The organism is Rhizobium sp. TAL182 (assembly GCF_002117725.1).
Classification (GTDB): Bacteria; Pseudomonadota; Alphaproteobacteria; order Rhizobiales; family Rhizobiaceae; genus Rhizobium; species Rhizobium esperanzae.
This window is the reverse complement of the sequence record NZ_CP021024.1, coordinates 426092-452205: the sequence shown is the minus strand read 5'-3', so window position 1 is coordinate 452205 and position 26114 is coordinate 426092. Positions and strand designations below refer to the sequence as shown.

Here is a 26114-nt window from a genome sequence, read left to right as displayed (position 1 = left end):
TAAGAAAAAAGGCGCCTGCGAAATCAGGCGCCTTTTTTCATTTAGGGATTATGCAGCTCAAGCAGCGTTCGACGTCTGCTCCTCGTTGAGGAAGGCGTAGATCGCCGAGGCGGAATCGGTGGCCCGCAGCTTTGCAACCAAGTCTTGATCGCGCAGGACGCGGGCGATGCGCGACAGGGCTTTGAGATGATCGGCGCCAGCGCCCTCCGGTGCCAGCAGCAGGAAGACGAGATCGACGGGCTGGTCGTCCAGCGCTTCGAAATCGACAGGCTGCTCCAGCCGGGCGAAGATGCCGACGATGGAATGAATGTTCACCAGCTTGCCGTGGGGAATGGCGATACCGTTGCCGACGCCGGTCGAGCCGAGGCGTTCGCGCTGCAGGATGACGTCGAAAATCTCCCGTTCGGAGAGCCCGGTGATCCTCGCGGCTCTTGCCGCCAATTCCTGAAGCAACTGTTTCTTGGAATTTACTCTGAGGGCGGGAATGATCGCATCCTGATGGAGCAAATCTGCCAATGCCATTTCTTTTTCCTTCTGTCGCCGGGATCAGATGATGCGAGGAGCGGCGGCGATACCGCCGCTCACCGCCCTGATCTCAGCCTTTGATATTGGCCGAATCGATCCAGCCAATATTTCCGTCGTGCCGACGATAAACGATATTCAGATGTTCCTTGCCGGGACTGCGGAACAGGAGAAGCGGCTCATCGGTCATGTCGAGCGCCATCACGGCGGTGGCGACGGACATGGTCTTCAACTGCTTCGTGCTTTCAGCGACGATTGCCGGGGCGAAATCGTCGGGAATTTCATCCTCGTGATCAGGAACGGAGTCCATGACCGTGTAGGAGACTTCTGCAAAGCCATTCAGGTGGTTTCCGGCATGATGGTCCTTCAGCTTGCGCTTGTAACGGCGCAGGCGTTTCTCGATGCGCTCGGAAGCGGCGTCGAAAGCAAGCTGCGGATCCGTGGCTTCGCCGGCGGCATGAAGCACCACCCCGCTGTCGAGATGAAGCTTGCAGTCTGCCGAGAAACGAGAACTCGCCTTTTCGACGGTCACCTGGCCGGAATACCCCCCATCGAAGTATTTCGTGATGGCCGTAGCAATTTGGTCCTCGATCTTTTGACGGAAGGATTCACCAATTTCCATATGTTTCCCGGATACACGCACACTCATGGAGTTTCCCTTCTTATGGTCGTTTGCGGGTATCAGTTTACGCCAAGCCTCGGGTTCATCCAAGCACTTCGCGCAATCTCAAGCAAGATCGGCGCAGGCCTGTGGGCCCTCGGTGCCCTTGGGATGATGGGGATAACTTCAAAACGCCGTTCACGGCGCCGATTGCGGCGGGCTTCTAGCCAGAGGTTACCAGAAAGTCAATAGGACGCCGAATCAGCCCCGGGCGCGCTCGCAGAAGCTGTAGCAAATCTCCTGCGGAAGGAGCCTTCCAGCAACTTCCTTTCATGAGCTCACGCGCTTCGCGCCTGCGTTGTGCGCGGCATCGTCATGGCGATGACACCGAGAATGACGCAGGTGAGCCCGATCCAGGCCGTCGGGCTCAGGCTTTCACCGAGGAAGACGATACCGGTCGCGACACCGATCGGCACGCGGAGATAGGCTTGCGACGTGGTTCCGACCGAACCCAGCGTCTGAACGAGGCGGAAATAGATCGTAAAGGCAAGCGCCGTCGAAAAGGCGGAAAGGGCAAGCAGCGCCAGCACCGATGCGGCCGAGGGATCGAGCCCCCACGGCCGATCGACGATCAGGCTCACGGGTATCAGAATGACCGCGCCTGAGATCAGCGAACCGGCCGCCGGCACGGCGGGATCAAGGCCTCTGAAGTTCTTGCTGAAAATCGCGGCTCCGGCATAACAGATGGTCGCCAGGATGATGGCAAGCTGCGCCATCAGGCTTTCGCCAAGACCGCCGAGCGCTTCGACGCCGATGACGAGGCAGATGCCGGCAAGCCCGGAGACGACGCCGAAAAGCTTCCGCGCCGTCGCCTGCTCATGGCGGGTTATCGACACGGTCAGCAGGAAGGTGAAGATCGGCGTCGCCGAATTCAGGATCACCGCCAGTCCGGCATCGACGGACTGTTCCGCCCAGGCGATCAGCGTGAAAGGAATGACGCTGTTCAGGCAGGCCTGGACGACGAACAGGCGCCATGTCGCGCGGTCGCGCGGCAGGCGGACATGCCGATGGCGAAGCACCGCCAGCAGAATGGCGCCGGCGATCAGTGTGCGCACCGCGATCAAGGTCACCGGCGGGATCGTTTCGACCCCGATCTTGATAAAGGTGTAGGAAGAACCCCAGAGGGTCGCCAGCACCAAAAGCAGGACAAGTTCTCTGGCAAGCTTCGGATTTTGCGGCGTCATGGGCACATCGATATTCGTTTAAGACACGGGAGAAATAGGCCAATTTGCGAAGTGGATGCTTCGATCACGGTCGAAGCGTCCTGCTGCCTCAGAAGCCCGCGACCTTGGCGAGTGCCCGTTTCTCGCGGCGGCGCTGGACCGAGGAAGCGATGTTCATCGCTTCCCGGTATTTCGCCACCGTGCGGCGGGCGAGATCGATGCCGCCCTTCTTCAGCATGTCGACGATATCGTCATCGGAGAGCACCGCGTCGGGGCTCTCCTGCATGATCAGCGCGCGGATCTTGTGGCGCACGGCCTCGGCCGAATGGCTGTCGCCGCCCTCGACCGCGCCGATCGACACGGTGAAGAAATATTTGAGTTCGAAGAGGCCGCGCGGCGTCAGCATATATTTGTTCGAGGTGACGCGGCTGACGGTGGATTCATGCATCTTGATCGCCTCGGCCACCGTTTTCAGGTTCAGCGGCCGCAAATGGTCGACACCGTGCAGCAGGAAGGCGTCCTGCTGGCGGACAATCTCGCTTGCCACCTTCATGATGGTCTTTGCCCGCTGGTCGAGGCTGCGGGTCAGCCAGTTGGCGCTCTGCAGGCACTCGGAAAGGAAGGCATGATCCTCGCCGTTCCGGGTCACGCGGGAAAAATAGGACTGATTAACAAGCACGCGCGGCAGCGTATCCGGATTGAGCTCGACCAGCCAGCCACCTTCCGCGGAGGGCCTGACGACGACATCGGGCATGATCGCTTCGGAAACACCCGTCTCGAAACCGCTGCCGGGCTTCGGATTGAGCTGGCGGATCTCGCCGAGCATGTCGAGAAGATCTTCCTCGTCAACGCCACAGAGCCGCTTCAGCGTGGCGAAGTCGCGCCGGGCCAGGAGCTCGAGATTTTCGACCAGCGCCTGCATGGCAGGGTCGTAACGGTCCTTCTGCCTGAGCTGGATCGCCAGGCATTCGGCGAGGCTGCGGGCAAAAACACCCGGCGGATCAAGCGTCTGGAGGGCGGCGAGCACGTGTTCGACCTGCGTGAGACTGGTGCCGAGCCGCTCGCCGGTCTCGACCAGATCGACCTGGATGTAACCGGCATCGTCGAGCTGATCGATAAAATTCTGCGCGATCAGCCGGTCGCTCATATCGGGCAGCACGAAGGGGATCTGCTGAGCGAGATGATCGCGCAGCGACACCTGGCCGGCGACAAAATCGTCGAGATCGTAATCGGCGCCGTCGGCGCTGCCCGGCATCGACTTCCACTGACCGACGAGTTCCGGTGCGTCGAGGCGCTGCGGACCACCGTCATCGGGAAAGACATTGGTGTAATTGGCGTCGAGCTCGTCGTTCAGCCGGCTGCTGCTTTCGCTGCCGCCATTGTCGTACCAGTCACTCGACAGCGCCTCGGCGCGATTGTCGGCGCCGTCGTCCGAGCCGGCGTCCTCCGGCGAATGACCGAACTGCTCGTCCTCGCCTGCCGGCCGTTCGTCGCCCGCCTCGCCGTCATTCGACGGAAATTCGAGCAGCGGGTTCTTCTCCACTTCCTGAGCGATGAACTGAGTGAGCTCGAAATGGGTCATCTGCAGCAACTGGATGGATTGCATCAGTTGCGGCGTCATGACCAGGGACTGGCTCTGGCGCAGAAATAGATTGGCGGACAGTGCCATGACGGACGCGAAACTCCCTCGACTCCAGGAAACCGCGCCCGATCCACGCTTCAGGCCACGGAAATCCGAGTTGGCCCAAAAATTGCTTTTTTATCTCATTTGGTCAAGCGGAACTACGCGGCAAGGTGAATCGGCGCGGGATCAGAGGCTGAAATTATCGCCGAGATAGAGCCGGCGCACTTCCGGATTGTTGACGATGTCGTTGGCCCGGCCGTGGGTCAGCACTTCACCGGCATGGATGATATAGGCGCGGTCGATGAGGCCAAGCGTCTCACGCACATTGTGGTCGGTAATGAGAACGCCGATGCCGCGGGCCGTCAGGTGGTGGACGAGGTTCTGGATATCGGCGACCGAAATCGGGTCGACACCGGCGAAGGGCTCGTCGAGCAACATGAAAGTCGGGTCGGTTGCAAGCGCTCGTGCGATTTCAAGACGGCGGCGTTCGCCGCCGGAAAGGGCGACGGCCGCGCTCTTGCGCAGCTTCTGGATATGAAATTCCTCAAGCAGCTCGTTCAGCTTCTGCTCGCGCTCGGCCTTGTCCTTCACATGCACTTCGAGGACGGCGCGGATATTTTCTTCCACCGTCAGTCCGCGAAAGATCGAGGCCTCCTGCGGCAGGTAACCGACGCCGAGGCGCGAGCGGCGGTACATCGGCATGGTCGTGACATCGTTTCCGTCGATCTCGATCGTGCCTTCATCCACCGGCACCAGGCCGGTGATCATGTAAAAGCAGGTCGTCTTGCCGGCGCCGTTCGGGCCGAGCAGGCCGACGGCTTCGCCGCGACGCACCACCAGGGAGACGCCGTTGACGACACGGCGCGTCGCATAGGTCTTGGTCAGACCACGGGCGATCAGCGTTCCCTGATAGCGGCTCTTGTCGGCGGCACCCGCAGCGTGCGGCTCAGGCCTGCCGAACATGGTTGATAGCGATGATAATTTCACGTGGGAGGCCGGTTCAGTTCTGCTTCTGCGCGTTCGGCTGCGATTTCGGATCGAGCTGAATCTGGACACGACCGCCGCAGCTTTCAAGCTCCGCCTGGCCGGTTTGCATGTGAACGGTCAGCTTGCAGCCGGTGAAGACGTTCGGACCGTCCGACAGAATGACCTTGTTTCCCTGATCCGCGGTCAGGATGAATGTCTGCGAGGCCATGTCGAAATTGCCGTCGTCGGCAGTCGCCGTCTGCGTGCCCGAGACCAGGTAGACCTTGTCCGTCACCAGGATCTTGTCGATGTCCGCACTTCCCGACGCCAGCGAGGCCGACTGCTCGGGCTTCGCCTCGGGTTGAGCCGGCGCGCCGGCGCCCGACTTTGCCGTCTTGTCCTTGTAATAGACGGTCATCTTGCCGGACTGCATCGTCGTCGTGCCCTGGACGACCTTGACGTTGCCGGTGAAGAGCGCCGTGTGCTCCTGGTCATGGATCTCCAGCTTGTCGCTTTCGATCTGGATCGGCTGGTCGTTGGAAAGCTTCATGCCCGACATGGTGGTCGACTGCGCCCCCGCGCCCGAGACCGTCAGAATAAGGGCAAATGCGCCGGCAACGAATGCGATGCCCGTCTTGCAAGCTGAAATGCGACAATCTTTTGTCATGGGTGACCCGGCTGGTTAAGTGCCCTGTTTATGAATGGTGGATGGATCGACATTCATGCGAACATTCCCCTCGAATGTGATCACGCGCCCCTTATCGGTTATCTCCAGCGTCTTCGCAACAATGGAAGCATTGTCCTTTGTGATGGTGACGGGGTCGTCGCTGCGCATGTTGCCGCCCTTGATGTCGAGCCGGGCGGACTGGAATTGCGCGTTGAGGCCGCTGCTCAGCACCAGGGTGAAGGGAGCCGTCATATGCAGGTTATCGGTGGCGCGATTATAATCGGCAGTCGAAGCGATGACGCGGGCAATCAGCCCATCATTCATCGGCACGGCGGCCTTGATGGTCTCGAGGGTGATGAGATCGGGATTGCGGATATCCTGCAGCGCCCTTTCGGCAAGCATGGAATAATTGACGCCGTCGGAGTTGCGTCCGGCAATTGCCGGCTTTTCCATCACGACCTTGCCGTTCTCGATCTTGGCGCCTTCGAACTTGACGTTTTCGGGCAGGTACAGGCTCACCAAGGCCACCGTCGCAAGCGCGCCGGCGACGATAAGGGCGGCCAACGGCAGCAAGATCTTCAGCCGCCGCACGCGGGCGGAATGGAACAACGCATCGCCATAGGGGCTCCTGCCGGAGCCCGCATAAGCGGCATGTCCGTTGTTCTTCAGGGTATCGAGCATAGGTCTCGTTCCATGTGCGGTGATTGCCTCGCCTGCGTAACAAAGCCGGCCGGCAATCACAGTTCGTTTCGCATTATTACATTGGCTTGCCAATATGGAATTTTTTCTGCAACAAGCAACAAAACGGAAAAACATACAAAAGTGGCATTCATACGCGCCGTCGCACCCATTTCACCGGGTTCATCGGCGCCATGCCGACCCGGGCCAGCGCTGGAGGTATCTCATGGACAGTTCGATCATCGCGGATCGCCGGCGGCTGCGCCGCAAGCTCGGCTTCTGGCGCATCGTCGCGGTCGCCCTCATCGTGGCGCTCGGTTTTGCCTTTTACCGCTTCGCCGTCGGCGAGGCCGGCACGGCAAGTCCGCATATCGCCCATGTGACGATATCGGGGCTGATCGTCGATGATGACGAGCTGCTGGAGCGGCTAAAGAAGGTCGAGACCAGCGATCAGGTGAAGGCCGCGGTGATTTCGATCTCCTCGCCCGGCGGCACGACCTATGGCGGCGAAAAAATCTTCAAGGCGATCCGGGCGATATCAGCGAAGAAGCCCGTCGTCTCCGACGTGCGCACGCTGGCCGCTTCCGCCGGCTATATGGTCGCCACCGCCGGCGACACGATCATTGCCGGCGACAGCTCGATCACCGGCTCGATCGGCGTCATCTTCCAGTACCCGCAGATCCAGCCGCTGCTCGACAAGATCGGCGTGTCGCTGCAGGAGATCAAGTCCTCGCCGCTGAAGGCCGAGCCTTCGCCCTTCCACGAGGCGAGCGAGGAAGCCAAGGCGATGATCCGCAACATGGTGATCGACAGCTACAACTGGTTCGTCGACCTGGTGGCCGACCGGCGCAAGCTGCCCCGCGAGGAGGTGCTGAAACTCGCCGACGGGACGATCTATACCGGCCGGCAGGCGCTCCAGGCGAAGCTCGTCGATACGATCGGCGGCGAGGCGGAAATCCGCGCCTATCTCAAATCGCGTGGCGTCGACGTTGATCTGCCGATGGTGGATTGGGACAAGAAGAGCAACACGCCTTTTCTGCTCGCTGGAGCTGTTTCGCGGCTGGTTACTATCCTGGGTTATGATGATCTCGTCAGGGGCCAGGATATCAATGGAATCCTACCCCCAAAGTTGCTTCTTGACGGGCTGCTTTCAGTTTGGCAGGTTGGCCGCGATTGATAAGAAATCAATAATTTAAGGGGGCGACTGTGATCAAGTCCGAATTGGTGCAGATTGTTGCGGCACGCAACCCGCATCTCTATCATCGCGACGTCGAAAATATCGTCAACGCGGTTCTCGACGAGATCACCGATGCACTGGCTGCGGGCAACCGCGTCGAATTGCGCGGCTTCGGCGCGTTTTCGGTCAAGAACCGCCCTTCCCGCTCCGGCCGCAACCCGCGCACCGGCGATACCGTCTTCGTCGAGGAAAAGTGGGTTCCCTTCTTCAAAACAGGCAAGGAACTGCGCGAGCGGCTCAATCCCGGCCAGGCCGACGAAGAGGATTGAGCGGCGCGAGCCGCCTGCGGCGAAACCGCACTTGAACTTGAACACCGTTTTCCTATTCTGCTAGCGCATCGGCCCGAAAGTCGGAATCGATTTTCGGGCCGATGCATATAAGGCGCATGGAGAGTTCAAATGGCCAAGAAGATTGTCAACCTGCTGATTTTGCTGCCGCTCGGCGTCATCCTCATCGTCTTCTGCGTCGCCAACCGGCAGAGCGTCACGCTCGCCTTCAATCCCTTCAGGCCCGACGATCCGGTGCTTGCTGTTTCCGCGCCCTTCTTCGTCTTCCTGTTCATCGCGCTGATAGCAGGCATGCTGATCGGCTCGGCCGCCACCTGGTTCAGCCAGGGCAAACACCGCAAGCGCGCCCGCACCGAGGCCAAGGAAGCCATTCGCTGGCAGGGCGAGGCCGACCGCCACAGGACCCGCGCGGAGGACATCGCCGGCCAGCTGCCGTCGCGGTGAGATCGGCTCACCGCCCGAGCCAAACCGGAGAAAAGCTCAGCTCCTCATAATCGCCTTCCGGCGACGCGCCATTGCCGGTCACGGCAAAACCGTGGGAAAGGTAGAAGGCCTTCGCCCGTCGGTTGTTCACCAGGCATTTCAGACGGTACTTATGTCGCGGCCACTCCGGCAGCGCCCGGAGCAGCGCCGTGCCGGCGCCAAGACCCTGAAACTCGGGCCTTATATAAAGCATGTGAATGAAATCGTCCTCCGGCCAGAGCGACAGGAAGCCGGCAAGGCTGCCATCGACATGCTCGCAGACGAAGATCGTCTCACCATTGGTATGAGCGGAGAAATCCTCGCGGTGAAACTTGCCGGGATCGACCCAGACGAATGTCTGGCGGCGCACGGAAAGATAGATGTCCGCGAGCATTTCCTGGTCTTCCGCCCGCGGCGGCCTGATGGTCCATGTCATCATGTCGGAATAGCTCAGGCGCAGGTCCGCGCCAAGCCCGCAGCGAAAGCCTTCGACGCTCAATCCGCAGCCATTTTTGCAACGACCGCAGTATTGAAATCCGAGAAGAAGCCCTCGGCCAGCCGCTGCGAGGTCGAATCGAGCAGGCGTGCGCCGAGCTGAGCGAGCCTGCCGCCGAGTTCGGCCTTGGCCCGATAGTGCAGGATCGTCTCCTCGCCCCTCGCCTCGAGTACGACATCGGCGCTGCCCCTGGCGAAGCCGGCCAGGCCGCCCTTGCCTTCCGCCGACAACGTATAGCTTTCCGGCGCATCGATATTGGAAAGCGTCAGCAACCCATGGAAGGTGGCGGAGAACAGGCTGAGCTTGACCTTGATCGTCGCCTCGAACGCGCTTGGCGATATCCGCTCGATGCCCTGGCAGCCGGGAATGCAGCCACGCATGATCTCCGGATCGTTGAGCGCTGCCCAGACGATGTCCCGCGGCGCGGCGATACGTTCTTCGCCGGTGAAATCCATTCGGCAGCCCCATCTTCGATTCGCTCAACTTATCCAGCGGGAAAGCGCTTTGCCAAGGCGGAGGGGAATGTTATCTGCGTTACGATCCCGAGCGAGGAATTGGCCGATGAACGAGCTGAAGCCCTGGAGCGTGACGGCAAGCCGCATCACCTATGAAGACCGCTGGATCAGGGTGCGGAGCGACGATTGCGTCACCGCCGACGGAATCGTCATCGCGCCATTCCATGTGCTCGATTATCCCGACTGGATCAACGTCATCCCAGTCATGCCCGACGGGCGGGTGCTGCTGACGCGGGAATACCGGCACGGCCGCGGCGAGATCGTGCTCGGCCTCGTCGCCGGCGGTGTCGAAGCAGACGATGGCAAGACTGGCGACGGCAAGAGCGGCGATGCGGCGTTGGCGGCGGCACAGCGCGAACTGCGGGAAGAGACCGGCTATGAAGCCTCGACCTTCGTCAAGCTGCTCACCTCCTATCCGAATGCGGCCAGCCACAGCAACACGGTGACGAGCTGGCTGGCGCTCGGTCTGAGCCGGGCCGGCGAACCGCGTTTCGACCCCGGCGAGAAGGTCGAGCTGCTGTTTACCGATCTTGCCGCCATCCTCGGCGACCTGCAATCCGGCGCCGTCATCATGCAGTCGATGCATGTCGCTGCACTTTATGCGGCAGAAAGCTGGCTTCGGAGAGGGGCGCGTCCGAGGGCTTGAAATAGGCGCTGTGCCCGCAGAAGCTGCCCTCTCGCCGGGGCCGACCAGCGCGCAGTTGATCCGGCACGGTCTTCTGGGCTACTGCATAGCCTGCAAGACACCCCGACAGAGACGCGGAAGAGCACGTTGAAACAAAGAGAACGCCGGCCGGGCCAGAAGAAGACATCAGGTCCCGCCGGTGAAAGCCGCAGGGACGATCGGGCCGGCCGATCACTGAAGCCCGTGGTGCGCCCCGCGGCCACACGCGATACAGTTCGCGAGACTGCGGCGGCCGCGGTTTCGCGCCCGCTCATGGCACGCAGCGGCGGTCGGCCGGCGGAGCGCGTGCCTGTCATTCTCGAATCGCTCGGCGCCGGCGATTTCCACCTGATCGACAGCGGCGACGGCCAGAAGCTCGAGCAATATGGCCCCTATCGCATCATCCGCCCGGAGGCCCAGGCGCTGTGGCGGCCTTCGCTGGCGCCGCAAATCTGGGAAAAGGTCGATGCCGTCTTCACCGGCGATACCGACGAGGAAGGCACCGGCCGCTGGCGCTTTCCGAAGGCCGCACTCGGCGAGACCTGGCCGCTCAACCTGCTCGGCGTCGATTTTCTCGGCCGCTTCACCTCGTTCCGTCACGTCGGCGTCTTTCCCGAGCAGATCGTGCACTGGAGCTGGATGAAAGAGCAGGTTGAAAAGGCCGGCCGGCCGCTGAAGGTGCTGAACCTCTTCGGTTATACCGGCGTCGCCTCGCTGGTCGCCGCCGCTGCCGGCGCCGAGGTCACCCATGTCGACGCGTCGAAGAAGGCGATTGGCTGGGCGCGCGAAAACCAGGCGCTCGGGCGCATGGAGAAGCTGCCGATCCGCTGGATCTGCGAGGATGCGATGAAATTCATCCTGCGCGAGGAACGCCGCGGCAGCCAGTACGACATCATCCTGACCGATCCGCCGAAATTCGGCCGCGGCCCCAATGGCGAAGTCTGGCATCTTTTCGAGCATCTGCCATTGATGCTCGATGTCTGCCGCGAAATCCTGTCGCCGAAGGCGGTCGGCCTGGTGCTGACGGCCTATTCGATCCGCGCCAGCTTCTATTCGATCCACGAGCTGATGCGCGAAACGATGCGCGGCGCCGGCGGCGCGGTCGAATCCGGCGAGCTGGTGATTCGCGAGGCAGGCCTCGACGGCAAAACGCCGGGCCGCGCGCTTTCCACCTCCCTCTTTTCCCGCTGGGTGCCGCAATGAGCAAGGACTTCCACGATCAGGGGCCGCGCAGGGTCGGGCAGGTGAAGGAAGTCACCTCGCTCGCCAATCCGATCATCAAGGACATCAAGGCGCTGACCAACAAGAAGTCGCGGGAGGAAAGCGGGACTTTCCTCGCCGAAGGTCTGAAGCTCGTCATCGATGCGATCGAGCTCGGCTGGACGATCCGCACGCTGGTCTATGCCAAGGCCGCCAAGGGCAAGCCGCTGGTCGAGCAGATGGCGGCAAGGACCGTCGCCGCGGGCGGGCTGGTGCTCGAAGTCAGCGAAAAGGTGATTGCCGCGATCACCCGGCGCGACAACCCGCAAATGGTCGTCGGCATTTTCGAGCAGCGCTGGACGCCGCTTAAGGGCATCCGGCCGCAGGAGGGTGAGACGTGGGTGGCGCTCGACCGGGTGCGCGATCCGGGCAATCTCGGCACCATCATCCGGACGGCCGATGCCGCCGGCGCGTCCGGCATTATTCTGATCGGCGAGACGACCGATCCCTTCTCGCTGGAGACTGTGCGAGCAACCATGGGCTCGGTCTTCGCCGTTCCGGTCGCGCGGGCGACGCCGGAGGAGTTCTTGGCCTGGCGGAAGTCGGCCGGCGTTTCCATCGTCGCCACCCATCTGGCCGGCGCGGTCGATTATCGCACGATCGACTACCGGAGGAAGCCCACCGTACTGCTGATGGGCAACGAACAATCCGGCCTGCCGGACCAGCTCGCCCGGGAAGCCGATGCGCTTGCCCGCATCCCGCAGCAGGGCCGCGCCGATTCCCTCAACCTCGCCGTCGCCACCGCCGTCATGCTTTTCGAGGCGCGCCGCCATCTCCTCTCACTTGCCGAGGGCAAATGACCGAACCGACGCATGCACGCCCCGCACTGTTTTCGCGCCCGGCGCCGATCCTCTTCTTCATCCTCTTCGCCGTTCTGATCGACCAGGTCGTCAAGGTCGCCGTCGATCATTACCTGCCGCTGCAGGAAGCCGTGCCCGTCATTCCGATGCTGGCGCTCTACCGCACCTATAATCTCGGCGTCGCCTTTTCGATGCTGGAAGGCATGGACGGCTGGTTTATCGTCGGCATGCGGCTCGTCATCGTCGCCTTCGTCATCTGGCTGTGGTACCGCACGGCAAAAGACCGCTGGCTCGCCCATCTCGGCTATGCGCTGATCATTGCCGGGGCGATCGGCAATCTTGTCGACCGCTTCGCCTATGGGCATGTGATCGACTACATCCTCTTCTACACCGAAAGCTGGTCGTTTGCGGTGTTCAATCTCGCCGACAGTTTCATCACCATCGGCGCCGGCTGCGTCATTCTCGAGGAACTGCTGCTGCCGAAAAAGGCCGGCCGCTAAAATTGTATCGAATTCCTGAAGGCATTCGGAACAAGCCTCATGTTATCCAGATACCATGCAGAGTCTGGGACAGTTGCAGGAAAGATTGTCCGCCGCCTTCGGCGGAGCCGCCGTCAAGCCGCATCAGGAGCGGACGGAGGAACCCTCTCCGCGTCCCGGCGCATCGCCAGCGCGCACGGGTACTACTCCCCTGTCGGGGCCTGCAGCGACGCGGCGCCTGCTGTTCTACTGGCTAAGCGGCGCCGGTTTTCTGGCCGCGATGATCCTGACGCTGCTCGCCCATGCCGGCGAGCCGCTGCTCCTTTCGGGCGGTCTCGTCGCTCTCGGCCTTGCCGTCATCGCCGGCTATGCAGTGCTGATGGTTCGCCGGCAGAGAAGCGGGCAGCCGGCCGGTCGATCCACTCCGAACGGCGATGATGGCGCGAAGCTCTTCGCCGAGGTGCATGATGTGCTCGGCGACATCACCCTCACCCGCGCCATGGACCGGCGCATCATCTCGGCCAACGACACGTTTCGCCGGGTGACCGGCCGGCTGCGCCCGGAAGGGCGGACCTGCGAAGAGATCGGACTTGCCTTCCGCCCCGGCCCGATCCCGCACTGCTACGACGTCGAGATATCGACGCCGGAAGGCCAGCGTATTTTCCTGTGGCGCGACGTCGTCACCCGCGATCCGGGCAGCGGTCACCTGCTGCTGCAAAGTGTTGCCCGTGATGTGACGGAGGAACGGCTCGTCGCGCAGGGCCGCGAGTCCGCCCGCCAGAAGGCCGAGTATAACAGCGCCGCGAAATCCCGACTGCTTGCAACCGTCAGCCACGAGGTGCGCACGCCGCTTTCCGGCATTCTCGGCATGACGCACCTGCTCGCGGAAACCCGGCTGACGCAGGAGCAGCAGAATTATCTGGCCAACATCCGCCAGTCCGGCCACGCCTTGACGCAGCTTGTCGAGGATCTGCTCGATTTTTCCACCATCGAGGTCGGCCGATTCGAGCTTCACCCGCGCTCGGAATCGCTGCGGAAGCTCCTGGAAAGCGTTGTCGAAATGCTCGCCCACCGGGCGCATGAAAAGGGCATCGAGATCGGCGCCACCGTGTCATCAGACGTTCCGGAGAAAATGAGTTTCGATGCGGCGCGCCTGCGCCAGGTTCTGTTCAACGTCATCGGCAATGCCGTCAAATTCACCCAGGCCGGCGGCGTTTTCATCCGCGTATCGCTGGATGCCGGCAACCTCCTGATCACCGTCACCGACACCGGTCCGGGCATGACGGCGGAGGAGCAGGCGCGTGTCTTCGGCGAGTTCGAGCAGGGTGGAAACGTTGCCGACAAGAGCGGCGGCACCGGGCTCGGCCTTGCCATCTCCGCCCGCATCATGCGCGAATTCGACGGCGCCCTGACGGTCACCAGCGAAAAGGGCAAAGGCAGCACGTTCACCATCCGCTTCCCGATTGAACTCGATAGCGAGCGCTCCGAGCGGCGAAACACGCTGCTTTCCGGCAACAGCGTCGTGCTGCTGGCGCCGGCGGGGGCTGCCCGCTCCGCCATTGCCGAAACGATCACCGCGCTCGGCGGCATTTGCCATCTCGTCGACACCGGCGAGGCTGCGCGCGCGAGGCTGCTCGGAATGGCGAGCGGCGGCCGCCGGCCGACCGATATCATCGTCGATCATCGCATGTCGGCGGAATTTTCAGCGCACCTCGCCGATCGCGCCGAAATCGCTGCACTTGGCCTGCGCAAGGTCCTGCTCGTCAACCCGGAAGAGCGCAGCGCCCACCCGCTCGACCTGTTCGATGCCTGGCTCATCCGGCCGCTGCGCGAACAGTCGCTGATCGATGTGCTGCGCGGGCGCATGCGCGGCATGGAGAAGCGCGACGCGCTGAACGACAACCAACCGGGCTTCGGCCTGCCGATGACCGACACCGTGGTTGCCGCACACGGGCTGCGCATCCTGCTCGGAGAGGACGATCCGATCAATGCGATGCTGGTGCGCGTCATGCTCGAAAAGGGCGGACACAAGGTGCACCATGTCGAGGATTTCGAGACGCTCCTCGATTGCGCCCTCGGCGAGGCGAACGCTCGGCCCGACATCATCATCAGCGATCTGTCGATGCCCGGCGGCAACGGCATCGACATGCTGGGGCGGCTGCGCGGCCACGAAAGGCGGCTCGATCTCGACCCGGTGCCGGTGATCGTGCTCACCGCCGACAAGAGCGACGAATCGCGCCGCCAGGTCTTGCTCAATGGCGCCAACCGCGTCATGGTGAAACCGGTCGACCCGGTGCGGCTGCTGACGGAAGTTCAGGCGGTCGCCGCGCTTTCCGCCCGCCGGGCAGAGGCGCGGTAGGTCGCTGAATTGACTGCGCAGGCTGCTTGCGCCGGGAAATTCAATATGTCACTTTCCTGTCGCACAGAAGTGTTTTATGGCGTCGATAAGCCGGCAACGGGAGAATCGCCATGTCCTCCATCGACATCCTGAATCGTGACGTTACCACGGAGGCTGCACGGCCGTCGACGGCTGCGCAGCAAGACGGCGACATCCTCGGCCGGATCGGCAATCTCGAAACCCGCCTTGCCCGCACGGCACGTGAGATCGATGCGGCCCAGGCCGTGCGCTACCGCGTCTTCGTCGACGAAATGAAGGCGCAGCTTCCGCCGGAAGCCATGCGGCGCGAACGGGATTTCGATGCTTATGACGCTTTCTGCGACCATCTTCTCGTTCTCGACCGCTCGCTCGAAGGTGATCCGGAAGACCAGATCGTCGGCACCTACCGGCTGCTGCGCCAGGATGTCGCGATCGCCAATGGCGGTTTTTACTCGGCTTCCGAATTCGAAATCGAGAGCCTGCTCGCCAGGCATCCGGACAAGCGTTTCATGGAACTCGGACGCTCCTGCGTGCTGCCGGAATACCGCACCAAACGCACCGTCGAGCTTCTCTGGCAGGGCAACTGGGCTTATGCGCTGAAGCACGGCATGAGCGCGATGTTCGGCTGCGCCTCGTTCCCCGGCGTCTACCTCGAAAGCCACGCACTGGCGCTGTCCTTCCTCTACCACAATGTGCTGGCGAAGGACGAATGGACCGTCGGCGCACTGCCGCATCTCGCTCGCAACATGGACCTGATGCCGGCCGAGGCCGTCAACCCGAAGCGGGCGCTGATGGCCCTGCCGCCGCTGATCAAGGGCTATCTGCGCCTCGGCGCGATGGTCGGCTCCAGCGCGGTCATCGACCACGCCTTCAACACGACCGACGTGCTGATCGTGCTGCCGATCTCCAGCATTTCCGACCGCTACCTGAACTACTACGGCGCCGACGCCGGCCGTTTCGCCAGCTGATCGCTTCGTCGCACTGCCGTCTGGTAGGGTCAATGGCTGCCCCTCATCCTAACTCTCTCCCCGTAATTGACGGGGAGAGAGGACGTGCCCTATGAGAGATCTGCGAGAAACTGAGAGGTCGCGGCACGCCCCCTTCGCGCCGCAAGCGGGGAGAAGGTGCCGGCAGGCGGATGAGAGGCTGATCTCGCCGATCTCCCCTGTCACTAAAATAGCTCGCTATGCGGGCAGATGGCCTTATGAACCGCCATAGGCGGCGATCGCCGCCATGTTGACGATGTCGCTGTCCTTGGCGCCCATCGAGGTGATCTGCACCGGCTTGTCGAGGCCGACGAGGATCGGGCCAATGACGGTGGAGCCACCGAGTTCCTGCAGCATCTTCGTCGAGATCGAGGCCGAGTGGAAGGCCGGCATGACAAGGACGTTGGCGGGGCCGGAAAGCCGGCAGAAGGGATATTGCTCCATCACCTTGCGGTTCAGCGCCACATCGGCGGCCATCTCGCCGTCATATTCGAAATCGACGCGCCGCCGGTCGAGGATCTTCACCGCTTCGCGCACCCGCTCGGAGCGTTCGCCGGAGGGATGGCCGAAGGTGGAATAGGCGAGCAAGGCCACGCGCGGCTGATAACCCATGCGCCGTGCGAGACCGGCAGCCTCTTCGGCGATATCGGCAAGCTCTTCGGCGCTCGGCATGTCGTGCACCGCGGTGTCGGCAACGAAGACGGTGCGGCCACGGCAGAGCGCCAGCGACACACCGATAACGCGGTGGCCGGGCTTCTCGTCGATGCAGCGGCGCACATCCTCGAGCGCGGTCGAATAGTTGCGGGTGATGCCCGTCACCATGCCATCGGCGTCGCCAAGCGCTACCATGGTGGCGGCGAAATGGTTGCGGTCGTTGTGGATCAGCCGCTGGGCATCGCGGTGAAGGTAACCCTTCCGCTGCAGCCTGGCATAGAGATAATCGATATAGGCCTCGACGCGGGTGGAGATACGGGCGTTGACGATCTCCAGGCCGGGGCGGTTGAGATCGACGCCGGCGCGCTCCGCCGTCGCCCGGATCAGGTCTTCGCGGCCGAGCAGCAAAGCGGTGCCGAGCTGCTGATTGGCATAGGACAATGCTGCACGCAGGACCTGCTCTTCCTCGGCTTCGGCAAAGACGATCCGCTTCGGGCGGCGGCGCACCCGCTCGTAGAGGCTGGCGAGCGTCGAGGCGATCGGATCGCGGCGGGCCGAAAGCTCGCGGGCGTAACCGGCCATATCGGTGATGACCTTGCGGGCAACGCCGGTCTCGATTGCGGCCTGCGCGACCGCGACCGGGATGGCCGAGATCAGCCGCGGATCGAAGGGAACCGGGATGATGTATTGCGCCCCGAAACGCGGCCGGTTGCCCTGATAGGCGGCGACCACATCATCGGGCACGTCCTCGCGGGCAAGATTGGCCAGCGCGTTGACGGCGGCGATCTTCATGGCGTCGTTGATCGTCGAGGCGCGCACGTCGAGCGCGCCGCGGAAGATATAGGGGAAGCCGAGGACGTTGTTGACCTGGTTCGGATAGTCCGAGCGGCCCGTCGCCATGATGGCGTCGTCGCGGATGCGGGCCACCTCTTCCGGGGTGATTTCGGGATCGGGATTGGCCATGGCGAAGATGATCGGCCGGTCCGCCATCGAGCGGATCATCTTGGCCGAGAAGGCGCCCTTCTGCGACAGGCCGAAAATGACGTCGGCACCCTTCATCGCCTCTTCCAGCGTGCGGGCGTCGGTCTTTGCCGCATGCGCCGATTTCCACTGGTTCATGCCCTCGGTGCGGCCCTGGTAGATGACGCCCTTGGTATCGCAGAGAATGATGTTTTCGGGGGCAAAACCCATGGCCTTGACCAGCTCGACGCAGGCGATCGCCGCCGCGCCCGCGCCGTTGCAGACGAGCTTCGTCGTCTTCAGGTCGCGGCCGGTCAGCTCCAGCGCGTTGATCAGGCCGGCGGCGGCGATGATCGCCGTACCATGCTGATCGTCGTGAAACACCGGAATGTCCATCAGCTCGCGCAGCCGGCTTTCGATCACGAAGCAATCCGGCGCCTTGATGTCCTCAAGGTTGATGCCACCGAATGAGGGGCCGAGGAAGCGCACGCAATTGATGAACTCGTCGACATTTTCGGTATCGATCTCGAGGTCGATGGAATCAACGTCGGCGAAGCGCTTGAACAGCACCGACTTGCCTTCCATGACCGGCTTGGAGGCGAGCGCGCCGAGATTGCCGAGGCCGAGAATGGCGGTGCCGTTGGAGATAACCGCGACCATGTTGCCGCGCGCCGTGTAGTCGTAGGCCGTCTGCGGATCGGCGGCGATCGCCTTGACGGGGACGGCGACACCCGGGGAATAGGCCAGCGACAGGTCGCGCTGCGTTGCCATCGGCTTGGTCGGATTGATCTCCAGCTTGCCGGGCCGGCCCATCGCATGAAAATCGAGCGCCTCCTGGTCGGTCACTGATGTCGTCGGCCGGTCCTTCTTATCGATATCGGGCATAAATCCTCCAACGTCCTGTGGGCGACGCTTTGCTCTTCCTCAAATGCTGTTGTCATCTATAGCGGCGCGCGGATAGGGTTGGCACCTGTTTTTTTGGGAAAAACTGCACCTCCGTGAACGCACGAATAGACACAGGAAATGAAGCCTTTTCGGCTGCCGAGCTTGCCACGGCGGAAAGCCGTGCCTCGGCGACGCCGATGATGGAGCAATATATCGAGATCAAGGCGAACAATCCGGGTTCGCTGCTCTTCTATCGCATGGGCGACTTCTACGAGCTGTTCTTCGAGGATGCGCTGGAGGCTTCGCGCGCGCTGGGCATCACGCTGACGAAGCGCGGCCAGCATATGGGCCAGGATATCCCGATGTGCGGCGTGCCGGTGCATGCCGCCGACGATTATCTGCAGAAGCTGATTTCGCTCGGTTTCCGCGTCGCCGTCTGCGAGCAGGTCGAGGATCCGGCCGAAGCAAAGAAACGGGGCGGCAAATCCGTCGTCAAGCGTGATGTCGTGCGGCTGGTCACGCCGGGCACGATCACCGAGGAAAAGCTGCTATCGCCTTCGGAATCCAACTATCTGATGGCGCTCGCCCGCATTCGCGGCGGGGCCGAACCGGCGCTGGCACTTGCCTGGATCGATATTTCCACCGGCGTCTTCCGGCTGGCGGAGACGGAAAGTTCGCGCCTGCTCGCCGACATCCTGCGCATCGATCCGCGCGAGCTGATCCTGCCCGATACGATTTTCCACGATCCCGAGCTGAAACCCGTCTTTGACGTGCTCGGCCGCACGGCGGTGCCGCAGCCGGCGGTGCTCTTCGATAGCGCCAGCGCCGAAGGCCGGATCGCCCGCTATTTCGGGGTTTCGACGCTGGACGGCTTCGGCAGCTTCTCGCGCGCCGAGCTTGCGGCGGCCGCAGCCGCCGTCGCCTATGTCGAGAAGACGCAGATCGCCGAGCGTCCGCCGCTCGGGCAGCCCGAGCGGGAAAGTGCCGCCTCGACGCTGTTCATCGACCCGGCCACCCGCGCCAATCTCGAACTTGCCCGCACGCTGTCGGGCGATCGCAACGGTTCGCTCCTGAAGGCGATCGACCGCACCGTCACCGGCGGCGGCGCCAGGCTTCTCGCCGAACGGTTGATGTCGCCGCTCACCGACCCCGCCCGCATCAATGCCCGGCTCGATTCGATCGGTTTCTTGATCGATGAGCCCTCGCTCTGCGGCAGGCTGCGCGATACGCTGAAACATGTGCCCGACATGCCGCGGGCGCTCTCGCGCCTGGCGCTCGACCGCGGCGGCCCGCGTGATCTCGCGGCCATCCGCCAGGGCCTGCAGGCCGCAAGCGGCCTCGCGGATCTGCTCGCCACCGCCATGCTGCCGGAAGAACTCGGCGAGGCACTGTCCGGACTGAAAGCGCTTCCCGCGAGCCTGGAAACGCTGCTTGCCGAGACGCTCGCCTACGAACTGCCGCTGCTCAAGCGCGACGGCGGTTTCCTGCGCGACGGCGCCAGCGGCGAACTCGACGAGGTCCGGGCGCTGCGCGACCAATCGCGCCGCGTCATCGCCGGGCTGCAGCTGCAATATGCCGAGGAAACCGGCATCCGCTCGCTGAAGATCAAGCACAACAATATTCTCGGCTATTTCATCGAGGTCACCGCCGGCAATGCCGGCCCGATGACCGATACGGCGGAAGCCAAGGCCCGCTTCATCCACCGCCAGACGATGGCGAGCGCGATGCGCTTCACCACGACCGAGCTTGCCGATCTCGAAAGCCGCATCGCCAATGCCGCCGACCGGGCGCTTTCGATCGAACTCGAAGCCTTCGACAAGATGACGGCGGCCGTCGTGGCGGAAGCCGAGGCGATCAAATCAGGCGCCCGGGCGCTCGCCGTCATCGACGTCGCCGCGGGTCTCGCGCTGCTCGCCGAAGAGCAGGCCTATTGCCGGCCGCAGGTCGACGGCTCGAAGATGTTTGCCATCGAGGGCGGCCGTCATCCTGTTGTCGAGCAGGCACTGCGGCGGCAGGCGGGTGGCCCCTTCGTCGCCAACCATTGCGATCTTTCGCCGAAGGACGGCGCCAAGGACGGCGCCATCTGGCTGCTGACCGGCCCGAACATGGGCGGTAAATCGACCTTTCTGCGCCAGAACGCGCTGATCGCGATCCTGGCCCAGATGGGCTCCTTCGTGCCGGCGACATCCGCCCATATCGGCATCGTCGACCGGCTGTTCTCGCGCGTCGGCGCCTCCGACGACCTGGCGCGCGGGCGCTCGACCTTCATGGTCGAGATGGTCGAGACGGCTGCGATCCTCAACCAGGCGAGCGACCGCTCGCTCGTCATTCTCGACGAAATCGGCCGCGGCACCGCCACTTTCGACGGGCTGTCGATCGCCTGGGCCGCCGTCGAGCACCTGCATGAGGCCAATCGCTGCCGCGGTCTGTTCGCCACGCATTTCCACGAGCTGACCGTGCTGTCGGAGAAACTTGGCCGGCTATCGAACGCCACGATGCGCGTCAAGGAATGGGATGGCGACGTCATCTTCCTGCATGAGGTCGGGCCCGGTGCGGCCGACCGGTCCTACGGCATTCAGGTCGCCCGCCTCGCCGGACTTCCGGCCTCGGTCGTGGCGCGGGCACGCGACGTGCTCACCCGCCTCGAGGATGCCGACCGCAAGAACCCGGCGAGCCAGCTGATCGACGACCTGCCGCTCTTCCAGGTGGCGGTGCGCCGCGAGGACGCGGCCCGCGGCCCGTCCAAGGTCGAGGAGGCTTTGAAGGCGATGAGCCTCGACGACATGACGCCGCGCGAGGCGATGGATGCGCTTTACAATCTCAAGAAGAAGCTGAAATAGGAGCGCGGCCAATGTTCATGGAAAAACTGGTTCGCGAAACCGAGCGCCTGTCGCTGATCTGCTCCCTGCTCGACACCATGCGACGCGCCGACCGGGACCGCAATGCACGCGGCTGGACCTCGCCGATCGGCCTGCTGAAAATGACGCGCAGTTGCGCTACAATCTCGGAACTCGCCACTTCGATCGCCAAGGCAGGCTATCGCGAATGCGACCGCCAGACACTCGAGGAGATCCTGAGCGAGACACGGCAGGTCTTGTATTCGCTGCAGGCCGAGTTCGCGAGCTGAGGCTTTTCGGGAAAGTCCGCTGCTTGCGTCAAAGCGTCCCCGCATCCAGCAGCGGACCAACACCATTTCGCCAAATTTAAAGGTTCTTGCAGTATGAAAGCCCGTGTCAATCGCCGGGCAAAGAGGCTATAGCGCATGCAGACGAAACCAGCGGCAGGCCGCGAACCGGCAGCCCGGCATGAACAGGACGCCACTCCGGCGAAAGCAATGCGCGACCTCGATTTCTCCACGATTCTCGACACCGAACTGCTGCAGAACCAGTGCGATGCCGTTGCCGAGGCCAACCGAAACCGGCCCGACGTCACGCGCAGCGATCTCCTCGCCGTCCTGAAAAAGGCGAGCACCGAGGGCCGGCAGAAGGCGCGCGCCGCGCTTGCCGCCGACGGCAGCGGGTTGAATTGCGCCTACCGGATTTCCTGGCTGCAGGACCAGATCATCACCGTCCTCTATAATTTCGCCACTGCCCATATCTTTCCGCTGCAGAAGGACAAATTCGCGGTGACCGCCGTCGGCGGCTACGGCCGCGACACGTTGGCGCCGGGCTCCGATATCGACCTGCTCTTCCTCTTCCCGCCGAGGCCGGCGGAGGAGACGCACAAGGCGGTCGAATTCATGCTCTACGTGCTCTGGGACATGGGCTTCAAGGTCGGCCACGCCACCCGCACGGTGGAGGAATGCATCGCGCTGTCCAAGTCCGACATGACGATCCGTACCGCGATCCTCGAGATGCGCTATATCTGCGGCCTGCAGCGGCTGGAAACAGAGCTCGAGGCCCGCTTCGACAAGGAGATCGTCACCGGAACCGGCCCCGAATTCATCGCCGCCAAGCTGGCGGAGCGCGACGAGCGCCACCGCAAGGCAGGCGACACGCGTTACCTGGTCGAGCCGAACGTCAAGGAAGGCAAGGGCGGGCTTCGAGACCTGCACACGCTGTTCTGGATCTCGAAATATTACTACCACGTGCGCGACCAGGCGGAGCTGATCAAGCTCGGCGTCTTGTCGAAACACGAATATCGCCTGCTACAGAAAGCCGACGATTTTCTCTGGGCGGTGCGCTGCCATATGCACTTCCTGACAGGCAAGGCCGAGGAGCGTCTGTCCTTCGACATCCAGCGCGAGATCGCCGAGGCCTTCGGTTATCACACCCGCCCCGGCCTCTCGGCGGTCGAGCGCTTCATGAAGCACTATTTCCTCGTGGCCAAGGATGTCGGCGATCTCACACGCATCCTCTGCGCCGCACTCGAAGACCAGCAGGCGAAATCGATCCCGGGTCTCACCGGCGTCATCAGCCGCTTTACCCATCGCACCCGCAAAATCGCCGGCAGCGTCGAATTTGTCGAAGACCGCGGCCGCATCGCTCTCGCCGACGCCGATGTCTTCAAGCGCGACCCGGTCAGCATCCTGCGGCTCTTTCACGTCGCCGACATCAACGGGCTGGAATTCCATCCCGACGCGCTGAAACGCGTCACCCGTTCACTCGCGCTGATCGACAACAGCTTACGGGAAAACGACGAGGCCAACCGCCTCTTCATGTCGATCCTGACGTCGAAGCGCGACCCGGCGCTGGTCCTGCGCCGCATGAACGAGGCCGGCGTGCTCGGCCGCTTCATCCCCGATTTCGGCAAGATCGTCGCGATGATGCAGTTCAACATGTATCACCATTATACGGTCGACGAGCATCTGATCCGCACCGTCGAGGTTCTCTCGGAGATCGACAAGTCGCGCTCGGAGGATCTGCATCCGCTCGCCAACAAGCTGATCTCGGGAATCGAGGATCGCGAGGCGCTCTATCTCGCCGTTCTCCTCCATGACATCGCGAAGGGCCGCCAGGAGGATCATTCGATCGCCGGCGCCCGCGTCGCCCGCAAGCTCTGCGCCCGCTTCGGACTGTCGCAGAAGCAGACGGAACTCGTCGTCTGGCTGATCGAGGAACATCTGACGATGTCGATGGTGGCGCAGACCCGCGACCTCACCGATCGCAAGACCATTATCGACTTTGCCGACCGCGTGCAGTCGCTCGACCGGCTGAAGATGCTTCTGATCCTGACGATCTGCGATATTCGCGCCGTCGGCCCCGGCGTCTGGAACGGCTGGAAGGGCCAGCTGCTGCGCACGCTCTATTACGAAACCGAGCTGCTGCTGGCCGGCGGCTTTTCGGAGGTCTCCCGCAAGGAGCGGGCCAATGCCGCCGCCGAGGCGCTGCGCGGCGCCCTTTCCGACTGGAGCCAGAAGGACCGCAACACCTATACGAAGCTGCATTACCAGCCCTACCTGCTCTCCGTGCCGTTGGAAGACCAGCTCCGCCACGCCGATTTCATCCGCCAGGCCGACAAGGCGGGCCAGGCGCTCGCCACCATGGTGCGCACCGACAGTTTCCACGCCATCACTGAAATCACTGTGCTGTCGCCCGACCATCCGCGCCTTCTCGCCGTCATTGCCGGCGCCTGTGCTGCGGCCGGCGCCAACATCGTCGACGCACAGATCTTCACGACCTCGGACGGACGGGCGCTCGATACGATCCATGTCAGCCGCGAATTTGCCGACGATGCCGACGAGCTGCGCCGCGCCGGCACGATCGGGCGGATGATCGAGAATGTACTGGCCGGCCGCAAGCGCCTGCCCGAGGTCATCGCCACGCGCACGCGCAACCGCAAGAAAAGCAAGGCTTTCGACATTCCGCCTTCGGTCAACATCACCAACAGCCTGTCGAACAAATTCACGGTCATCGAGGTCGAATGCCTCGACCGACCGGGCCTCCTGTCCGAGATCACCGCCGTGCTCTCCGATCTGTCGCTCGACATCCAGTCGGCGCGCATCACCACCTTCGGCGAGAAGGTGATCGACACCTTCTACGTCACCGACCTCGTGGGTCAGAAGATATCGGGCGACAGCAAGCGCGCCAATATCACCGCCCGCATGAAGGCCGTGATGGCGGAGGAGCAGGACGAGCTGCGCGAGCGCATGCCCTCCGGCATCATCGCGCCCGCCGCCACCCGAACATCGCCCGCAGCCGAAAAGAAAGCCGATTCCCCCGCATGAGCCCCAAAGCATGAGCCTCGTCAAGAAATTCGCGACCGTCGGCGGCGCCACTCTCGGCAGCCGGGTTTTCGGTTTCGCCCGTGAAACGCTGATGGCGGCGGCGCTCGGCACCGGGCCGATGGCCGACGTCTTCTACGCCGCCTTCCGTTTTCCGAACCTCTTCCGCCGGCTGTTTGCCGAAGGGGCCTTCAATGCCGCCTTCGTGCCGCTCTTTGCCAAGGAAATCGAGGCGAACGGCACGGACGGCGCCAAGCGCTTTTCGGAAGAAGTCTTCGGCGTCTTGTTTTCGGTGCTGCTCCTCATCACCATCGTGATGGAGCTTGCCATGCCGCTCTTGGTGCGCTTCATCATCGCGCCGGGTTTTGCCGACGATCCCGACAAGTTCTCGATCACGATCCGCATGGCGGCCGTGATGTTTCCCTATCTGATGTGCATGTCGCTGACGGCGATGATGAGCGGCATGCTGAATTCGCTGCATCATTTCTTCGCCGCCGCCATCGCCCCCGTCTTCCTCAACGTGGTGATGATCGGGGCGCTGTTTTATTCGCTCTATACCGGCGCCGATCCGCTCGCGACAGCCTGGTATCTCTCCTGGGGCGTTCTTGCCGCCGGGGTGCTGCAGCTCGCCGTCGTCTATATCGGCGTGCTGGCGGCCGGCATGAGCATCGGCTTGCGCTTCCCGAAAATGACGCCCAACGTCAAGCGGCTGCTAATTCTGGCCGTGCCGGCCGCCGTCACCGGCGGCATCACCCAGATCAACCAGCTGATCGGCCAGGCGATCGCCTCCTCCCGCGACGGCGCGATCGCCGCCTTGCAATATGCCGACCGCATCTACCAGCTTCCGCTCGGCGTCGTCGGCGTCGCCGTCGGCGTCGTGCTGCTGCCGGAGCTTGCCCGGGCACTGAAGGGCGGGGCGCTGCGCGAAGCGGCAAACCTGCAGAACCGCTCGATCGAATTCGTGCTGTTCCTGACCATCCCCGCCGCTTTCGCGCTCTGGATCCTTTCCGACGAGATCATCCGCGTGCTCTATGAGCGCGGCGCCTTCCATCAGGAAAACACCGCAGTGGTCGGCTCGATCCTGGCGATCTACGGCATCGGCCTGCCGGCTTTCGTGCTGATCAAGGCGCTGCAGCCGGGCTTTTATGCCCGCGAGGACACCAAGACGCCGATGCGCTTCTCGGCGATCGCAGTGGGGACCAACTGCGCGACGGCGCTGACCCTCTTTCCCTTTATGGGCGCGCCTGGCATCGCCGTCGCCGAAGCCACCGCCGGCTGGATCAGCACGCTTCTGCTGTTCACCACGCTTCTGCGCCGCGGCCATCTGACATGGGAATGGGCGTTGGCAAAACGCGCCGCCCTGCTGATCGTCGCCTCGGCCGTCATGGGCGCGGCGATCGTCTTCCTCAAGCAATATTGGGCGCCATGGCTCGCCTCCGGCGCGCCGCTTCTGAGCAAGGTTGGTACGCTGGGGCTGCTGATCGCAATCGCCATGCTCATCTATTTCGCCGCCGCTTTCCTGATCGGCGGGGCGGACCTCGGCATGATCCGGCGCAATCTGAACCGCAAGCCGGTGCCGGCGAAGGATGCGTGAAACCAGGGTAATTG

At 63.1% G+C, this 26114-nt stretch carries 23 protein-coding genes; 13 read left to right on the top strand and 10 right to left on the bottom strand.

The features are described from left to right. Nucleotides 1-57: 57 nt before the first annotated feature. The 7 genes from ptsN to lptC form a co-directional block, all read right to left on the bottom strand. Nucleotides 58-522, bottom strand: coding sequence for a PTS IIA-like nitrogen regulatory protein PtsN (ptsN, locus tag Tal182_RS02280; RefSeq protein ID WP_011423788.1), 465 nt, complete (start codon nucleotides 520-522; stop codon nucleotides 58-60). A 73-nt stretch (nucleotides 523-595) separates the two neighbouring features. Next, the gene (gene raiA, locus Tal182_RS02275) at nucleotides 596-1171 is read right to left on the bottom strand and encodes a ribosome-associated translation inhibitor RaiA (protein ID WP_064800465.1); all 576 of its coding nucleotides are present in this window, start codon (nucleotides 1169-1171) and stop codon (nucleotides 596-598) included. 290 nt (nucleotides 1172-1461) lie between these two features. Next, nucleotides 1462-2373: an EamA family transporter gene (locus Tal182_RS02270; protein WP_245344801.1), complete on the bottom strand. Its 912-nt coding sequence runs from the start codon at nucleotides 2371-2373 to the stop codon at nucleotides 1462-1464. 82 nt (nucleotides 2374-2455) lie between these two features. Continuing rightward, nucleotides 2456-4015, bottom strand: coding sequence for an RNA polymerase factor sigma-54 (rpoN, locus tag Tal182_RS02265; protein WP_085857932.1), 1560 nt, complete (start codon nucleotides 4013-4015; stop codon nucleotides 2456-2458). Between the two features lie 141 nt (nucleotides 4016-4156). Further along, entirely contained in the window at nucleotides 4157-4933 is a 777-nt protein-coding gene (gene lptB, locus Tal182_RS02260) for an LPS export ABC transporter ATP-binding protein (protein WP_064800463.1), read from the bottom strand. A gap of 37 nt (nucleotides 4934-4970) precedes the next feature. After that, on the bottom strand, nucleotides 4971-5603 hold the full coding sequence (locus Tal182_RS02255) for an LptA/OstA family protein (RefSeq protein WP_085857931.1): 633 nt from the start codon (nucleotides 5601-5603) through the stop codon (nucleotides 4971-4973). 15 nt (nucleotides 5604-5618) lie between these two features. Beyond that, nucleotides 5619-6284, bottom strand: coding sequence for an LPS export ABC transporter periplasmic protein LptC (gene lptC / locus Tal182_RS02250; protein WP_011423782.1), 666 nt, complete (start codon nucleotides 6282-6284; stop codon nucleotides 5619-5621). Nucleotides 6285-6507: 223 nt separating this feature from the next. On the opposite strand from lptC, the gene sppA reads away from it, so the two are divergent. The 3 genes from sppA (at nucleotide 6508) to Tal182_RS02235 (ending at nucleotide 8249) form a co-directional block, all read left to right on the top strand. Next, nucleotides 6508-7458, top strand: a complete 951-nt coding sequence (sppA, locus tag Tal182_RS02245; RefSeq protein WP_064800460.1) for a signal peptide peptidase SppA — start codon at nucleotides 6508-6510, stop codon at nucleotides 7456-7458. 29 nt (nucleotides 7459-7487) lie between these two features. Further along, nucleotides 7488-7787, top strand: a complete 300-nt coding sequence (locus Tal182_RS02240; RefSeq protein ID WP_003544934.1) for an integration host factor subunit beta — start codon at nucleotides 7488-7490, stop codon at nucleotides 7785-7787. A gap of 129 nt (nucleotides 7788-7916) precedes the next feature. Then, nucleotides 7917-8249 (top strand): LapA family protein, encoded by a 333-nt coding sequence (locus Tal182_RS02235; RefSeq protein ID WP_064800459.1) that lies wholly within the window; start codon nucleotides 7917-7919, stop codon nucleotides 8247-8249. 7 nt (nucleotides 8250-8256) lie between these two features. Here Tal182_RS02235 and Tal182_RS02230 read toward each other — a convergent pair whose 3' ends face one another. Both Tal182_RS02230 and Tal182_RS02225 read right to left on the bottom strand, forming a co-directional pair. Then, nucleotides 8257-8703 carry a GNAT family N-acetyltransferase gene (locus Tal182_RS02230; protein ID WP_064805854.1) on the bottom strand — a complete coding sequence of 149 codons (447 nt, stop codon included), beginning with the start codon at nucleotides 8701-8703 and terminating at the stop codon, nucleotides 8257-8259. Nucleotides 8704-8762: 59 nt separating this feature from the next. Then, on the bottom strand, nucleotides 8763-9218 hold the full coding sequence (locus Tal182_RS02225) for a carbon monoxide dehydrogenase subunit G (RefSeq protein ID WP_064800458.1): 456 nt from the start codon (nucleotides 9216-9218) through the stop codon (nucleotides 8763-8765). Between the two features lie 106 nt (nucleotides 9219-9324). Between Tal182_RS02225 and Tal182_RS02220 the strand changes: the two genes are divergently transcribed. The 6 genes from Tal182_RS02220 (at nucleotide 9325) to Tal182_RS02195 (ending at nucleotide 15826) form a co-directional block, all read left to right on the top strand. Next, nucleotides 9325-9924 carry an NUDIX hydrolase gene (locus Tal182_RS02220; RefSeq protein WP_123876168.1) on the top strand — a complete coding sequence of 200 codons (600 nt, stop codon included), beginning with the start codon at nucleotides 9325-9327 and terminating at the stop codon, nucleotides 9922-9924. A 126-nt stretch (nucleotides 9925-10050) separates the two neighbouring features. Continuing rightward, nucleotides 10051-11145 (top strand): class I SAM-dependent methyltransferase, encoded by a 1095-nt coding sequence (locus Tal182_RS02215; protein ID WP_064800456.1) that lies wholly within the window; start codon nucleotides 10051-10053, stop codon nucleotides 11143-11145. After that, on the top strand, nucleotides 11142-12002 hold the full coding sequence (locus Tal182_RS02210) for an RNA methyltransferase (RefSeq protein ID WP_064809416.1): 861 nt from the start codon (nucleotides 11142-11144) through the stop codon (nucleotides 12000-12002). The genes Tal182_RS02215 and Tal182_RS02210 overlap by 4 nt, the downstream gene beginning before the upstream one ends. Next, nucleotides 11999-12502 (top strand): signal peptidase II, encoded by a 504-nt coding sequence (gene lspA, locus Tal182_RS02205; RefSeq protein ID WP_064800454.1) that lies wholly within the window; start codon nucleotides 11999-12001, stop codon nucleotides 12500-12502. The genes Tal182_RS02210 and lspA overlap by 4 nt, the downstream gene beginning before the upstream one ends. Nucleotides 12503-12557: 55 nt before the next feature. Next, the gene (locus tag Tal182_RS02200; protein ID WP_085857929.1) at nucleotides 12558-14840 is read left to right on the top strand and encodes an ATP-binding protein; all 2283 of its coding nucleotides are present in this window, start codon (nucleotides 12558-12560) and stop codon (nucleotides 14838-14840) included. Between the two features lie 110 nt (nucleotides 14841-14950). Continuing rightward, the gene (locus Tal182_RS02195) at nucleotides 14951-15826 is read left to right on the top strand and encodes a GNAT family N-acetyltransferase (RefSeq protein ID WP_064809412.1); all 876 of its coding nucleotides are present in this window, start codon (nucleotides 14951-14953) and stop codon (nucleotides 15824-15826) included. A gap of 234 nt (nucleotides 15827-16060) precedes the next feature. On the opposite strand, the gene Tal182_RS02190 is transcribed toward Tal182_RS02195, so the two are convergent. Continuing rightward, nucleotides 16061-18343, bottom strand: a complete 2283-nt coding sequence (locus Tal182_RS02190) for an NADP-dependent malic enzyme (RefSeq protein WP_085857928.1) — start codon at nucleotides 18341-18343, stop codon at nucleotides 16061-16063. Between the two features lie 113 nt (nucleotides 18344-18456). Between Tal182_RS02190 and mutS the strand changes: the two genes are divergently transcribed. The 4 genes from mutS to murJ all read left to right on the top strand — a co-directional run bounded on the left by mutS (nucleotide 18457) and on the right by murJ (nucleotide 26100). Continuing rightward, the gene (mutS, locus tag Tal182_RS02185; protein ID WP_085857927.1) at nucleotides 18457-21183 is read left to right on the top strand and encodes a DNA mismatch repair protein MutS; all 2727 of its coding nucleotides are present in this window, start codon (nucleotides 18457-18459) and stop codon (nucleotides 21181-21183) included. Nucleotides 21184-21194: 11 nt separating this feature from the next. Beyond that, nucleotides 21195-21470 (top strand): hypothetical protein, encoded by a 276-nt coding sequence (locus Tal182_RS02180; protein WP_010013594.1) that lies wholly within the window; start codon nucleotides 21195-21197, stop codon nucleotides 21468-21470. Between the two features lie 135 nt (nucleotides 21471-21605). After that, the gene (locus Tal182_RS02175) at nucleotides 21606-24509 is read left to right on the top strand and encodes a [protein-PII] uridylyltransferase (RefSeq protein WP_085857926.1); all 2904 of its coding nucleotides are present in this window, start codon (nucleotides 21606-21608) and stop codon (nucleotides 24507-24509) included. 10 nt (nucleotides 24510-24519) lie between these two features. Beyond that, nucleotides 24520-26100, top strand: a complete 1581-nt coding sequence (murJ, locus tag Tal182_RS02170) for a murein biosynthesis integral membrane protein MurJ (RefSeq protein ID WP_085857925.1) — start codon at nucleotides 24520-24522, stop codon at nucleotides 26098-26100. Nucleotides 26101-26114 lie beyond the last annotated feature (14 nt).

Excerpts from the sequence above, each read along its gene's own strand:
- ptsN (WP_011423788.1), bottom strand. The coding sequence starts at position 522 with ATGGCATTGGCAGATTTGCTCCATCAGGATGCGATCATTCCCGCCCTC.
- raiA (WP_064800465.1), bottom strand. The coding sequence starts at position 1,171 with ATGAGTGTGCGTGTATCCGGGAAACATATGGAAATTGGTGAATCCTTC.
- rpoN (WP_085857932.1), bottom strand. The coding sequence starts at position 4,015 with ATGGCACTGTCCGCCAATCTATTTCTGCGCCAGAGCCAGTCCCTGGTC.
- lptB (WP_064800463.1), bottom strand. The coding sequence starts at position 4,933 with ATGTTCGGCAGGCCTGAGCCGCACGCTGCGGGTGCCGCCGACAAGAGC.
- Tal182_RS02255 (WP_085857931.1), bottom strand. The coding sequence starts at position 5,603 with ATGACAAAAGATTGTCGCATTTCAGCTTGCAAGACGGGCATCGCATTC.
- lptC (WP_011423782.1), bottom strand. The coding sequence starts at position 6,284 with ATGCTCGATACCCTGAAGAACAACGGACATGCCGCTTATGCGGGCTCC.
- sppA (WP_064800460.1), top strand. The coding sequence starts at position 6,508 with ATGGACAGTTCGATCATCGCGGATCGCCGGCGGCTGCGCCGCAAGCTC.
- Tal182_RS02235 (WP_064800459.1), top strand. The coding sequence starts at position 7,917 with ATGGCCAAGAAGATTGTCAACCTGCTGATTTTGCTGCCGCTCGGCGTC.
- Tal182_RS02230 (WP_064805854.1), bottom strand. The coding sequence starts at position 8,703 with ATGACATGGACCATCAGGCCGCCGCGGGCGGAAGACCAGGAAATGCTC.
- Tal182_RS02225 (WP_064800458.1), bottom strand. The coding sequence starts at position 9,218 with ATGGATTTCACCGGCGAAGAACGTATCGCCGCGCCGCGGGACATCGTC.
- Tal182_RS02220 (WP_123876168.1), top strand. The coding sequence starts at position 9,325 with ATGAACGAGCTGAAGCCCTGGAGCGTGACGGCAAGCCGCATCACCTAT.
- Tal182_RS02210 (WP_064809416.1), top strand. The coding sequence starts at position 11,142 with ATGAGCAAGGACTTCCACGATCAGGGGCCGCGCAGGGTCGGGCAGGTG.
- lspA (WP_064800454.1), top strand. The coding sequence starts at position 11,999 with ATGACCGAACCGACGCATGCACGCCCCGCACTGTTTTCGCGCCCGGCG.
- Tal182_RS02200 (WP_085857929.1), top strand. The coding sequence starts at position 12,558 with ATGCAGAGTCTGGGACAGTTGCAGGAAAGATTGTCCGCCGCCTTCGGC.
- Tal182_RS02195 (WP_064809412.1), top strand. The coding sequence starts at position 14,951 with ATGTCCTCCATCGACATCCTGAATCGTGACGTTACCACGGAGGCTGCA.
- Tal182_RS02190 (WP_085857928.1), bottom strand. The coding sequence starts at position 18,343 with ATGCCCGATATCGATAAGAAGGACCGGCCGACGACATCAGTGACCGAC.
- Tal182_RS02180 (WP_010013594.1), top strand. The coding sequence starts at position 21,195 with ATGTTCATGGAAAAACTGGTTCGCGAAACCGAGCGCCTGTCGCTGATC.
- Tal182_RS02175 (WP_085857926.1), top strand. The coding sequence starts at position 21,606 with ATGCAGACGAAACCAGCGGCAGGCCGCGAACCGGCAGCCCGGCATGAA.
- murJ (WP_085857925.1), top strand. The coding sequence starts at position 24,520 with ATGAGCCTCGTCAAGAAATTCGCGACCGTCGGCGGCGCCACTCTCGGC.